Below are 12,713 nucleotides of genomic sequence, written 5' to 3'. Positions count from 1 at the left end.
ACTACTCCAGTCGAAGTCTCTGTTTCCACTGTGCCACTTGTTCGGCAACGCGAACAGGGCTTGTAGCGCCATAAGATGTCCGAGATGAGGCAGACGCCTCAACTGTCAGCACATCGAATACCGCATCGGTAATTTCGGCGTTCACGCTCTGCATGTCGGCCAATGTCAGATCTGACAGATCGCAGGCTTTCTCCTCAGCCTTCGCGACCAATTGGCCCGTGACATGGTGGGCATCCCGGAACGGAAGACCCAGCTCACGGACCAGCCAATCAGCAAGGTCGGTGGCGGTCGAAAATCCCTTCGCGGCTGCCGCGCGCATATTATCGGGTTTGAAACGGATCGTCTCGATCATGCCGGTCATGGCGCGAACACAAAGATTATAGGTGTCGAAGGCTTCAAAGGTCAGGCGCTTGTCATCCTGAAGGTCCTTGGCATAGGCGAGCGGTAGTGCTTTGACCGCGCCCTGCAGGGAGCTGTAGAGGCCGGTAATCAGGCTCGCCTTGGCACGGATCAGTTCGGCAGCATCCGGATTGCGCTTTTGCGGCATGATGGACGAACCGGTCGACCAGGCGTCGGTGAGCTGCGCAAATCCGAACTGTGCACTGGTCCAGAGCACGATCTCTTCGGCAAGGCGGGACAAATGCGTCGCAGCGATGGACAGGGCCGCCAGGGCTTCCAGTGCAAAATCGCGCGCCGACACCGCATCCAGCGAATTGGCCATGGGGCGGGCAAAGCCCAACGCTTCCGCGGTCATGTCTCGGTCGATGGGGAATCCGGTGCCAGCCAGCGCCGCAGAGCCCAGCGGGCACTCATTCAAACGCTCGGCACAATCGAGCAGGCGCGAGCGGTCGCGTTCCAGCATTTCGGCATAGGCCAGCAAATGATGGCCCAGTGTGACGGGCTGTGCGGTCTGGAGGTGCGTGAAGCCCGGCATCACGGTTTCTGTATTCTCACCGGCGCGACTGACCAGAGCGCTCTGCAGGCCAGCGACCAATTGCATGGCCTCGTCGAGTGCGCCGCGGGTCCAGAGGCGAAAATCGGTGACGACCTGGTCATTGCGCGATCGCGCCGTGTGCAGTCGGCCTGCGGGTTCGCCAATCAGCTCCTTCAGGCGCGCTTCGACATTCATATGAATGTCTTCGAGCTCCCGGCGGAAAGGGAACGATCCGTTCCTTAATTCCTCGGCAACCGTATCAAGGCCGCCTTGAATGGCTTCATTGTCGGCCTCGGAGATGATGCCCATTTCAGCCAACATGTCAGCATGGGCGCGGCTGCCGGCGATATCTTCAGCGGCCATCCGGCGGTCAATGTCGAGGGATGCGTTGATTTCTTCCATGATGTCGGTCGGGGTCGCGGCAAAGCGTCCGCCCCACATTGTCTGGCCTTTGCCTGTCGTCACTGCCATATCCCTTCAAACTCGTGTTGGAGACCGCGCCCCATGACCCGTCTGGCCTATATCGCCCTCTTCTTGATCGGCCTGATCGCAATTGTCTATGCGCTGATGAGCGCAGGGGGTGGAAAACCTTCAGAAAACAGGTTGGAAGCCTATGCGAGAGGCGAAATCGAGAAACTTGATTTCTCTCAGGCTGGAACATCCGCCTCAAACGCGCCCTTCTATCTGGAAGACGGCTCAGCCGTTTCGCTGGATGCGTTCATGGGGAAAGTCATTCTGGTGAATTTCTGGGCCACATGGTGTGCGCCCTGTGAAAAGGAAATGCCGTCGCTCGGAGCGCTTCAGACCGCGCGGGGCGGGGACCGGTTTGAAGTGGTTGCGATCAGTGTTGATGCCCAAGAAGATCTTTCCTATGCCGCGCAGCGCCTCGGTGAACTGGGTGCGAGCAACATCACGTTCCATAGTGCAACGCCGGAACAGTATGAGATCGTTTACGATAGTGGCGTTCAAGGCTTTCCCACGACGATCCTGTACGATGCGAGCGGCGTGGAGATTGCGCGTCTGGCCGGGGATGCCGACTGGAGTTCGATCGAGGCGGTCGGGTTTGTCGATGCGTTGCTAAAGAATTGAGGCGGCAAGCCGGGCCCGGGCGATCTGGGTTCCCATGGCCGGTTCAGGCGCAACCGCATCGACCATGACCGGACCGTCGCCGGGCCACATGCGGACCAGCAATTCCAGTTCCAACACCAGGTCATCCGCGCCTTCCATATTACGGGCCACATCGCGCGCAGCCGCCGCATAGCCATATGCCGCTTGATAGGCCGGGGCGCGGTCAATCGCGGCATCAATAACGCCGACGCCATATTCGTCGCCGCAAAGTTCCAGCAGGAAGAGAACAAGATCCAGCTGTTCGAGGCCTGTTGCCTCCAGCGTCTCGGCAAGGTTGGCCTTGGCGGCGATGAGCGCGTCTTCAACGTCCTCTGCGGGTGTTCCGGCTGTTGCGGCGGCGTGGACAGTCTCATAGAGGCCGGTGTCGAAGCCAAATTCGCCAAATCCGTTGCGTTCCGATTGGGTTTCAAGCGACACCGCGTGATTGAGTTGCTCCGCTGCGAGGTCTGGCGCGCCCGCGCGGTAGAGTGCCAAGCCCGCCTCGATATGACCGGCGAGTACAGCGACGCGCTTATCTGCCGTCAGGATGCGTACGCCGACCGACGTGCTGACTTCATTGCCTGTCAGGGCGCGGTCCGTTTCGATTTGCAGTGAATTTTCTGGTGGCGCGGTTTCCGGTGCCGCCGTGCGGGCCGGGGACGGGTCATTGCACGCGGACAGGACCGCGTTACCAAGCAGGACAGATGCGGCAGCGACCGTCTTCCGGGAAATCATTTTTGGCGTGGCTCCTGTCGTACGGTCTGGGCAGAACCTAGAGACAGGAACGCTACGGGGCAATGCAGCGGCCTGGTTTGCAGAACTACGGGCTGACTTGGCCAGATGTTGTCAATCTACGGTGCGGGCTGCACCAGTCGGGCTTTGGAGCACCGCCATCATAGTCCCAGACTTGGTGGCTGCCTTCGGCCACAAGGCGCGTGGCGAGATCTTCACCATCGATGCTGATATCAACGACGAGCCGCTTGTATCGGTCGAGACCATAATCGCGTGTCACAGCTATTTCCTTGCCACGAGTCAGTTCGATCACCCTTTCCTTGGCGATATAACCTTGTTCGCGTTCGGCTTCGCAGTCGGCCCCGCCAAGCTGTTTCAGACTGCGCGTCTCAGGCGCGTCGACACCATGCAGGCGGAATTTGGTGCCGTCTGGCAGGCGCCCGGAATCGCCGTCGGACCAATAGACGAGGCCGTCCTGTTCGATAGCGGCCTGAGCTGCCAGCGCGGCTGCACCGCCGAGGCCGGCAAGGATCGCCACGGAATACAGTACAGATTTGACTTGAATGCCGCGCAACATGTTCGTGCCTCCTGAAAGTGTGAGGCGCACGCTGGCGATGGCGGGTTAAGCGAGGGTTAACCGGTCAGATGTGGGGTCAGTTTTGGAAATAGGGACCAAACGGAAAAACCCCGGCTAAAAGGCCGGGGCTTTCCACTATACGCATCATGCGAAGCGAAGAACGCTTACATGAAGCCTTTGAACTTGTCTTTGAAGCGCGAGACGCGGCCGCCACGGTCGAGCATCTTGCCGTCGCCGCCGGTCCAGGCCGGGTGCGATTTGGAATCGATGTCCAGAACAAGGCGGTCGCCTTCGCTGCCATAGGTGGAGCGCGTCTGATATTCGGTTCCGTCTGTCATCACTACGGTGACGAAGTGATAGTCGGGATGACCTTCTTTTTTCATGGCCTTCGCCTCTCTTGAACTCTAAGGACAACCGCGCTGCCATCGCTTGGGTGCGCGGGCTTGTCTCAGCCTGTTTTCGAAGTGGCGCGTGTAACTGAAAGACGCGACCTCTGCAAGAGGCTGCTGGCAGGGAATCTGAAAGGACTTATAGACGGGCATGACCGATACAGACAGCTCCTTCACAGAAGACCGCCGTGCAACAGAACCAGCAGGCGGCGAAGCGATCAACCGGCCCAAGGCAAAGTCGTTGAAACCACTGGCCTTGCTGATGCCCTATGTCGCCCGTCATTGGGTGACCGTGTCCATCGCACTCGTATTCCTGGTGGCGGCGGCGGCCGTTAGTCTCGCGATACCTTTGCTGCTCGGTAGCGCCGCGGATGCGGGCCAGGCCGCGCAGGGCAGCGCCGAGGAATTGTTGGCGCTGGTCGACCGCGCATTTCTCTGGGTTGCGCTGGCGGCCATTCTGTCAGGCGTGCTTGGCGCGATCCGGTTCTATTTCGTGTCGCGCTTTGGCGAACGGATTGCGGCCGACCTGCGCAAGGATCTTTATGCGCACCTGCTGAAACTGTCGCCCCGCTATCATTCGCAGATGCGGTCTGGCGAGGCGGTGTCGCGCCTGACAGCAGACATCACGCTGATCGAAACCTTTCTTGGCTCGTCGGCGTCATTGGCCGCACGGACGCTGCTGACCACCACGGGCGCGCTGACCATGATGCTGGTCGTGAACTGGAAGCTCGGCCTCACCTTGCTGGCCATGTTGCCGGTGGCCGTTCTGCCCGTCATGGCGATTGGCCGGGTGATCCGGAAGATGTCGAACCGGGCGCAGTCACGACTGGCGGATGCGGGCGCGGAAGCTGCCGAGGCGCTAGACGCAATCGAACTGGTTCAGGCCTATAATCGGGAACAAAGTCGGCTGGGAGCATTTACCGAGGCGGTCGAGGCGACGTTTGATGCGGCGATGCGCCGGATCGGGGCGCGGTCGCTGATGATCGTTTTGGTCTCTGTGCTGCTGTTTGGCGGCTTTGTGGGTGTGCTCTGGATGGGTGCGCGGGCCGTCGCAACTGGGTCCATGAGCTTTGGCGATCTCGCCTCCATGGTGCTCTACGCGCTTTATGCAGGATCGGGCTTTGGCATGCTGGCGGAAGTCTATGGCGAAGTCATGCGCGCGGCCGGCGCGGCCGACCGTGCCGCTGAAGTGCTGAACGTTGAACCCGAAATCACCGCACCAGAAAACCCTGTTGCCCTGCCGGGCAAGGTGACCGGCGCGCTTGCCTTTGAGGATGTTACTTTCCGCTATGGCGATGAAGCTGTCTCGGCGCTTGATCATTTCTCCCTGTCGGTAAAGCCGGGCGAGTTTGTGGCGCTTGTCGGGCCGAGCGGTGCAGGCAAGACTACGGTCTTTCGCTTGGCCTTGCGCCTGTTCGATGTGCCATCAGGCACGGTCACTCTTGACCGAGTTTCAGCCATGCAGGCTGATCCGCGTGACTGGCGTCAGCAATTTGCCTATGCGCCACAGGAATCGGCGTTGTTCACAGGCACTGCAGCGCAGAATATCGGCTTTGGTACCGACACGCCTGACGAGGCCTTGCTTGAGCAGGCTGCTCGCATGGCTGAAGCGTTCGACTTCCTGGCTGAAAAAGATGGGCTTGCGACGGATCTTGGCCAGAAGGGGAGAAGTCTGTCAGGTGGCCAGCGTCAGCGTATTGCGCTCGCCAGAGCGCTTGTGCGCGATGCGCCGGTGCTCCTGCTGGATGAAGCAACCTCAGCGCTCGATTCCGAAAGCGAAGCGGCTGTGCGCCGGGCCATTTCCAACGCCGCCGAGGGCCGCACGACACTGGTGATCGCACACAGGCTCTCCACGGTGCGCCGGGCTGACCGGATCATCGTGATGGAACATGGACGCATCGTCGAGGAAGGCAGTCACGAGGAACTCGTGACCAGGGGCGGCCTGTATGCCCGCCTCGCTGAATTGCAGTTTGCAGAAGGTTGATGGACCTATTTCTTACGGAGTTTCTTGACCTTGCCATCAATCGTGAAGGCGAAGGCAAGTGACAGAACCAGCGGGACCCAGATGGGCAGTTCTCCCAGCCCCGGCGCATCCAGCGCCGCCGCGAGATGATCGTCTACGCACCACCACAACAGCCATAGCCACATATCTTTGTTCCCTTCATCAAGACTCTATATTTTCAATATAGGGAGCCCGACAAAAGAAATATAGCACAACGCTATTCTGCGGCTTGCAAGACGGGCGGCTTACTGATGGCCTCTTCGGCCTTTGTGAAATCCATCACGCCATCGGCGATTGGCCCCCGGCGCAGGTTCTTGACGTCAGCGCTGTAGTTCTGGTGCAGCTTCCACGGTTTTTCCGTGTGCTGGCGGGGGAACTGGTCCATGACGCGTTGGAAATACCCGGATGAGAAGTCCACGAACGGTTCGGTCTGGTTGGGATATTGTTCAAGTTTCGGCATGGCCGACGTGTAGCCATGCTGGTCCATGTAGTTCAGAAGGCGGCAGACATATTCAGATGTCAGGTCGGCCTTCAGGGTCCATGAGGCGTTGGTGTAGCCGAAAGTGACCGCCAGATTTGGCATGTTGGAGAGCATCACGCCCTTATAGTTCAAGAGCCGTCCAGCATCTGTGCGGGTGCCATCAACGGACACGTCCACGCCATTCATGAACTGCAATTGCAGGCCGGTCGCGGTGACGACGATGTCGGCCCCGATCTCTTTGCCGGATTTCAGCTTTATCCCGTTGTGGGTGAACGTCTCGATGTGATCGGTCTCGACGCTCGCCTTGCCAGACTTCAGCGCATTGAAAAGATCGGAATCCGGCACGAGGCATAACCGCTGTTCCCACGGGTTGTAGGACGGATTGAAATGGGTCTCGACTGGATAGTCCGGGCCGAGTTCTTCTTTCACCATGCCGATCAGCCGCTCGCGGGCCTTGTCGGGATTTGAACGGGTCTGTTTGAAGAAAAATTGCTGCAGCAGGACATTCCGCCAGCGGATGAAGGAGTAGGCCCAGCTGTCAGGTAGTATCTTGCGCAGGAAATTGGCGAACTTGTCTACCGCCGGGCGCGAAACAACATAGGTTGGCGAGCGCTGGAGCATGGTGACGTGCGCAGCCTTGTCGGTCATGGCAGGCACCAGTGTCATGGCGGTCGCGCCAGATCCGATGATAACGACTTTCTTGCCGGAATAGTCGAGGTCTTCCGGCCAATGCTGCGGATGAATGAATTGGCCCTTGAAGGCGTCTTCGCCCGGGAAGTCCGGCCGATAGCCCTCGTCATAGCGGTAGTAGCCGCCGCACATGAACAGGAAACGGCACGTCGTGATTGAACGCGCACCAATTTCATCCTCGTGCGTCACATGCCAGGCTTGGTCTGGCGTGGACCAGTTGGCGGCGACGATGGCTGTGTTGAACTTGATGTGGGGTGTGACGCCATATTCGTTGGCGGTGTCCGCGACATATTTCCGGATCGAAGGCCCATCGGCAATGGCCTTCGCTTCGGTCCACGGTTTGAAGTTGTAACCGAGCGTATGCATGTCGCTGTCAGATCGAATACCCGGATAGCGAAACAGGTCCCAAGTGCCGCCAATTGCGCCACGCTGCTCGAATATCTGATAGCCGAGGCCTGGGCACTTCTTTTCGAGATGAACCGCGGCGCCGATGCCGGAAAGGCCCGCTCCGATGATGAGAACGTCGGTATCGGTATGTATCATGACTGCTTCCTGCCCATTTTTTCAGCCTATAAGGCCAAAAAATGACGCGGGTGTCACGATCTTTCTGGTGTCAGGAGGCCTTGCCGCTACGGAAGGGTTTAGTCCGCTTTCCGCGCGAAGGCCGCAGCATGGCGCAGCTGCTGTTCGATCAACGGATGGAGCTCTTCATTGGCAGCCAGAACCGAGCCGGTCTTCATGAAGTCGCCGCCATCGATTTCGGCAACGGTTCCACCCGCTTCGCGCACCAGCACGATGCCTGCAGCAATGTCCCAGGGTTTCAGGTCGCGTTCCCAGAATCCGTCAAACCGTCCCGCGGCGACGTAAGCGAGATCCAGAGCTGCGGAGCCATAGCGGCGGATGCCAGCGCATGCGGGCGTCATCGCAAGCATTTCGCGGGCAAAATTCGCGTGCATTTCTTCGGCTTTGCCGTGCCAGGGCGTTCCGGTGGCCACCACAGCCTCATTGAGGCGGGTGCGAGCGGCAACACGCAGCTTGCGGTTCTCCAGCCATGCGCCGCGTCCGGTCTCAGCCCAGAAGATCTCGTTCTTCGCGACATCATAGACCACTCCGGTCAACAGCTTGCCTTCGCGTTCGAGCGCAATGGAGACAGCATAGTGCGGCTGGCCGTGCAGGAAGTTCAGCGTACCGTCGAGAGGATCCACGATGAATCTGTTCGACTTGTCTGTGCCTTCGACAATGCCCCGTTCTTCCATGACAAAGCCATAGCCGGGCCGCGCCTTCGCGAGCGCTGAGTAGATGATCTCTTCGGCGCGATGATCGGCGTTGGAGACAAAGTCTGCTGGGCCCTTCTTGGACACTTGCAGATTTTCGACTTCGCCGAAATCACGGGCAAGCGAACGGCCAGCTGCACGTGCAGCGGCGATCATGACGGTGCCGACGGGGGAGGGTTTGGACATGGGAGTTCCTAGTCGGAGCGACGGAGATAAGTGGAATCGGCTGTCTGGACGACAATGCGTTCGCCGGTACCGACAAAGGGCGGAACCATGACCCGGACGCCGCCGTCACAGATTGCGGGTTTGAAGCTGTTGGCAGCCGTCTGGCCTTTCACAACCGGCTCGGTTTCCTGAACTTCGAGGATCACCTGTTCCGGCAGATCAACACCAATCGGCGTCTCGCCATAAAACTCAATGGAGACGGTCATGCCGTCCTGCAAGAAAGCGCCCTGGTCGCCGATAAAGTCTCGCTGGATCGCGATCTGTTCAAAGCTTTCCTGGTCCATGAAGGTGAAAGCGTCATCGTCCGCAAACAGGAATTGATGGTCTTTCTGCTCCAGACGGACCTTCTCAACGGTCTCGGAAGAACGGAAGCGCACGTTCGATTTCGATCCATTCAGCAGGTTGCGCAGTTCGACCTGATTGAACGCGCCGCCCTTGCCGGGCTTGACCGACGCCGTCTTCAGGGCGCGCCAGACCGTGCCGTCATGCTCGATGACGTTGCCGGGCTTGATTTCATTACCATTGATCTTGACCATTGGGGCGTGTCCTTTTGAAGGTTTGGCGGGGGCGTAAGCCTTTGGCCCGAAACGGTCAAGCGGGCGGAGTGTTAATGCGGGACCGGTTCATGCAGGGTTTTACAGCGAGCTTGCAGCTTCAGGCCTTCGATGCATCGAGCCGGTCAAGAAGCGCATTGAAGTGGGCAATCGCTACCGGCGCGCCTTCAGGATGATCCCAGACCCCGGATGAGACCGCGAGGAAATCAGCGCCAGCTACAGCGAGCGGCTCGGCGTTTTCGACTGTGATGCCACCAATCGCGACACAGGGCACTTCCATGCTTTCCTGCCATATTTCCAGAAGGTCCGGATTCGCCTCGACCGTATCGGTCTTGGTACGGGTCGGGAAGAACGCACCAAAGGCGACATAATCTGCGCCAGCCTCGCATGCCTGCATCGCAGCATGACGTGAGTTCTTGGCGGTTGCGCCGACAATCATGTCCGGGCCGACGATCTCCCGGGCTTTCTTGATCGGCATGTCATCCATCCCGACATGAACGCCATCTGCACCTATCTCGACGGCAAGTTCGGCGCTGTCATTGACCAGCACGGCAACGCCGTAGGCCTGGGCCATTTCTGTAACGGCTGCGCCAACGGCGCGGGTGGCGTCGACGTCGATCTCGCCGGTATCAGCCTTCAGGCGCAGTTGGAGACAGGCGACATCGCCCGCTGACAATGCCGTTTCCAATAGGGCTGCAAAGCCCTCCACATCTTCGATGCGGGGCGGAGTTATCAGGTAAAGCCGCGTGCGCGGGCGGACATAATCTTCAGTCTTACTCATGGCGCGCGCTATAGCGCAGCGTAGGTCTAGCCGGAAGCCTTCAAAACCCGTTGAGTGCTGGCGGGGTAGGCGTCGAGTGGCTTGCCGCGCCGCATCGGCCGGGGCTCTAGGTCGCCGCCGCAGTTCGGGCAGCGACCATCGAGAGGACCGTCCATGCAGTCAGAGCAGAACGTGCATTCGAACGAACAGATAAACGCTCCGGCTTCATCCGGCGGCAAATCGGTATCGCAGCGTTCACAGTTCGGACGCATCTCCAACATCACTGCTAGTCCTTTTCAGCTTCCACACGGGGTGCGGACGCCGCGGCGTCGATCAAGTGCTGTTCATACGCTTTAGGCGACCAATCGCGCCCAAGGAAATCATGCACGAGTTCGGCGGCCGGTTTTGATGATCCGGCGCTCAGGACCAGTTCCCGATAGCGTTCAGCGGTGACTTCGTCGCGCAAGCCGTTTGCTTCGAACTGCTTGAACATGTCTGTCGCGATCGCGAGTGACCATTGATAAGTGTAGTAGATCGCAGAATAGCCATCGAGGTGCCCAAAGCTGGCATACCGATGGAGGTCCGGCAGGGTCTCGAACGGGCTGAGGCCAGCTTCCTGTTCAAGCCAGATCTTCTCGAAATCGACCTCAGAGGGTGGGCGATTATAGTAATTCATCGAGACGCCGGCATAGGTCAGCTGACGGAGCGTGCCGAGGCCGGTGCCGAAGTCACGCGCGGCGTTCATCTTCTCGACCAGTTCGACGGGAATGGTTTCGCCGTCGGAGTTTACGGCGAACTTTGCCAGCGTGTCATAATCCCACACCCAGTTTTCCAGCATCTGGGACGGGGCTTCAATGAAATCCCATTCAAGGCTGCTCATGCTGAGATTGGCGTAGTCTGGTTGGCCAGAGAACATCGCATGGATGAGGTGGCCGAATTCATGGAGGAAGGTTTCGACCTGTCTATGCTCCATCAGACCGGTCGTATGATCGCCCGCAGGGAAGTTGCACATCAGTGAGGCAACTGGCACGCCTTCAGATGTTGGGCCGAACCGAATGGGGAAGGCGGCCGCGTGTTTGAACTTGCCCTCGCGCGGATGCATGTCGAGGAAGAAACGGCCGACCAGTTCGCCATCCTTGTAGATTTCGTGAGCGGTTACGGTTTCCTGCCAAATCGGAGCATCGGTCCAGTCACGTATCTCGACTTCGAACAGGTCCTGTACCAACGAAAATATGCCTGACCGAACGTCATTGTAGGCGAAGTACTGGCGCACTTCCTGGGCGTCGAGCGCATAGTCGGTTTGGCGAATCTGTTCCGAAAGATAGCCGCTGTGCCACTGGCTGACCTGCGTCGCGTCGGGATTACTGTTCTGTTGAAAAGCCAGCAGGCGTTCGTATTCGATTTCAGCGGCGTTTCGGGCGGCGGCTTCGACACCGTCGAGGAAGTCGATGGCAACCTCTGGCGAGCCCGTCATCTTGTCTTCGGTGATATAGGCCGCGTAATTTTCATAGCCCAGCAATTGTGCAAGTTCGTAGCGCTTCTCGAGCAGTTTCCGGAGTGGCTCTACATTCTCCGGATACGCACGGTTGGCCGAGGCAATGAAGAGAGATTTCTTCAAATCTTCGTTCGGGGAGTAGTTGAAGACAGGCATCAGGTCCGGATAGTTGGTCGTGATGACGATCTTGCCATCCTCATTGGGCGTGTGGGCGTCGATATAATCCTGTGGCAGTCCCTCCAGCGCGTCGACTGAATCGACTTCGACCTGTCCGACAATTTCGCGAAGGTTCTTGTTGAACTCAGTGCTGATCTGCGCCAGTTCGGCGTTCAGTTCCTCTACGCGCGTTCGCGTCGCTTCGTCCTTGTCGACACCGCTGCGCCGATAGTCTCTCAGAATGCGGGACAACATGAGGGCGGAGCGATCATCGAGTGCATCGGCATCAATTGCGACCATGCGTTCGTAGATGGGGCCGGACAGGGAGAGCGTCGAGATGATGCTGGCTGTGTCTTCCTGACATGCGCTGCCGACTTCCCTCAACGCTTCGTCCGGGTTTGCTTCGGCCACGATAGCCGCTTCTCCATAGCCAACCGAAAAGGCGACATTTGTCAGCAAGTCAAAATCCTGAATGTCCTGAACACCGGGCGGCGTGTCGCGGGTTTCAAGATCAGTGATGAACTTTCCGGCGAGCAGCATCGCATTCTCGCAACGGGATTCGAACACTTCCGCAGAGGCCGGATTGACGACGAGCTCGGCCACCATCGCGCTGGCTTCGTCCTGCAGGCTTGGCGTGTTTGCCTCTGCCTGTTCCAACGCTGTCGGCTCGACGGTTGCCATGCAAGAAGCAGCCGCCAGGAGCGACAGCGCGGATACCGCGCCTGTTACGGTGTGTTTGATCATGCCTTTAAGTCCCCACTCGATTGGCGAACAAAAAAATGCCGCCTCATGCTTAACATGGGCGGCACTTTGCTTTCGCGTCAGGCACGAGTCTAGGACAAACTCGGCCTATCCGGCGCTAGATGCCGCACAAATGCGATCAATCGTGGCGGCAAGCGTGGAATTGAACTCTTCGTCGCTTTGCTGGGCCGAGAGGCCTTCGGTCAGGGCGCGGGAGAAGCTGGCAATCATGCCGGAGTTATTGGCAAGCTTGGCGCAGGCATCTTCGCGAGAATATCCACCGGAAAGCGCGACAACGCGCATCACGCGCGGATGATCGACTAGCGACTTGTACTGGTTTGCTTTGGTCGGCAGGGACAGTTTCAGCATTACCTGCTTGTCCTCGCCCAGCGCGTCGAGCTGCTTGGTGATCTCGGCCAGGAGAATATCCTCGGCCTCGGCCTTGTCGGCAATCGTGATCGTGACCTCAGGCTCGATGATCGGCATCAGGCCGTGGCCCAGGATCTGGCGGCCAACGTCAAACTGCTGTGCAACGATGGCAGCGATGCCTTCCTGGTTGGCGGCATTGATAACCGAGCGCATCTTGGTGCCGAAGA

Annotated in this window: 14 protein-coding genes; 2 read left to right on the top strand and 12 right to left on the bottom strand. The window is 58.9% G+C overall.

Annotated features, from left to right (window positions below; translation table 11 throughout):
* Position 1: 1 nt before the first annotated feature.
* Positions 2–1,405, bottom strand: coding sequence for an argininosuccinate lyase (gene argH / locus B2P82_RS11680; RefSeq protein WP_242517418.1), 1,404 nt, complete (start codon positions 1,403–1,405; stop codon positions 2–4).
* A gap of 33 nt (positions 1,406–1,438) precedes the next feature.
* On the opposite strand from argH, the gene B2P82_RS11675 reads away from it, so the two are divergent.
* Entirely contained in the window at positions 1,439–2,023 is a 585-nt protein-coding gene (locus B2P82_RS11675; RefSeq protein WP_290497134.1) for a TlpA family protein disulfide reductase, read from the top strand.
* Here the strand turns inward: B2P82_RS11675 and B2P82_RS11670 are convergent.
* The 3 genes from B2P82_RS11670 to rpmE all read right to left on the bottom strand — a co-directional run bounded on the left by B2P82_RS11670 (position 2,012) and on the right by rpmE (position 3,733).
* A complete protein-coding gene (locus tag B2P82_RS11670) occupies positions 2,012–2,776 on the bottom strand; it encodes a hypothetical protein (RefSeq protein ID WP_290497133.1) in 765 nt (254 codons plus the stop codon). The two genes, B2P82_RS11675 and B2P82_RS11670, sit on opposite strands and share 12 nt — an antisense overlap.
* Before the next feature lie 85 nt (positions 2,777–2,861).
* Positions 2,862–3,350, bottom strand: a complete 489-nt coding sequence (locus B2P82_RS11665) for a thermonuclease family protein (RefSeq protein WP_290497132.1) — start codon at positions 3,348–3,350, stop codon at positions 2,862–2,864.
* Between the two features lie 164 nt (positions 3,351–3,514).
* Positions 3,515–3,733: a 50S ribosomal protein L31 gene (rpmE, locus tag B2P82_RS11660; RefSeq protein WP_034814727.1), complete on the bottom strand. Its 219-nt coding sequence runs from the start codon at positions 3,731–3,733 to the stop codon at positions 3,515–3,517.
* 157 nt (positions 3,734–3,890) lie between these two features.
* On the opposite strand from rpmE, the gene B2P82_RS11655 reads away from it, so the two are divergent.
* Positions 3,891–5,723, top strand: coding sequence for an ABC transporter transmembrane domain-containing protein (locus B2P82_RS11655; protein WP_290497131.1), 1,833 nt, complete (start codon positions 3,891–3,893; stop codon positions 5,721–5,723).
* A 5-nt stretch (positions 5,724–5,728) separates the two neighbouring features.
* Here B2P82_RS11655 and B2P82_RS11650 read toward each other — a convergent pair whose 3' ends face one another.
* The 8 genes from B2P82_RS11650 to B2P82_RS11615 form a co-directional block, all read right to left on the bottom strand.
* Positions 5,729–5,887: a hypothetical protein gene (locus tag B2P82_RS11650; RefSeq protein ID WP_198019785.1), complete on the bottom strand. Its 159-nt coding sequence runs from the start codon at positions 5,885–5,887 to the stop codon at positions 5,729–5,731.
* Between the two features lie 71 nt (positions 5,888–5,958).
* Positions 5,959–7,455 carry a flavin-containing monooxygenase gene (locus tag B2P82_RS11645; RefSeq protein WP_290497130.1) on the bottom strand — a complete coding sequence of 499 codons (1,497 nt, stop codon included), beginning with the start codon at positions 7,453–7,455 and terminating at the stop codon, positions 5,959–5,961.
* 98 nt (positions 7,456–7,553) lie between these two features.
* Entirely contained in the window at positions 7,554–8,372 is an 819-nt protein-coding gene (locus B2P82_RS11640) for an inositol monophosphatase family protein (protein WP_034814734.1), read from the bottom strand.
* A gap of 8 nt (positions 8,373–8,380) precedes the next feature.
* Complete coding sequence (efp, locus tag B2P82_RS11635; RefSeq protein WP_034814737.1) at positions 8,381–8,947, bottom strand: elongation factor P; 567 nt, start codon at positions 8,945–8,947, stop codon at positions 8,381–8,383.
* A 118-nt stretch (positions 8,948–9,065) separates the two neighbouring features.
* A complete protein-coding gene (gene thiE, locus B2P82_RS11630; RefSeq protein ID WP_290497128.1) occupies positions 9,066–9,746 on the bottom strand; it encodes a thiamine phosphate synthase in 681 nt (226 codons plus the stop codon).
* Between the two features lie 26 nt (positions 9,747–9,772).
* Positions 9,773–10,006 carry a DUF1272 domain-containing protein gene (locus tag B2P82_RS11625; RefSeq protein WP_300420576.1) on the bottom strand — a complete coding sequence of 78 codons (234 nt, stop codon included), beginning with the start codon at positions 10,004–10,006 and terminating at the stop codon, positions 9,773–9,775.
* 5 nt (positions 10,007–10,011) lie between these two features.
* On the bottom strand, positions 10,012–12,120 hold the full coding sequence (locus tag B2P82_RS11620; protein WP_290497127.1) for a M3 family metallopeptidase: 2,109 nt from the start codon (positions 12,118–12,120) through the stop codon (positions 10,012–10,014).
* A 105-nt stretch (positions 12,121–12,225) separates the two neighbouring features.
* Positions 12,226–12,713: beta/alpha barrel domain-containing protein (locus tag B2P82_RS11615; RefSeq protein WP_524537551.1), on the bottom strand; the 488-nt coding region annotated here is incomplete at its 5' end.

Source organism: Hyphomonas sp. UBA4494 (assembly GCF_002388935.1).
Taxonomy (GTDB): Bacteria; Pseudomonadota; Alphaproteobacteria; order Caulobacterales; family Hyphomonadaceae; genus Hyphomonas.
Note: the sequence above shows the minus strand (reverse complement) of the source record. Positions and strands in the feature narration are given on the sequence as shown.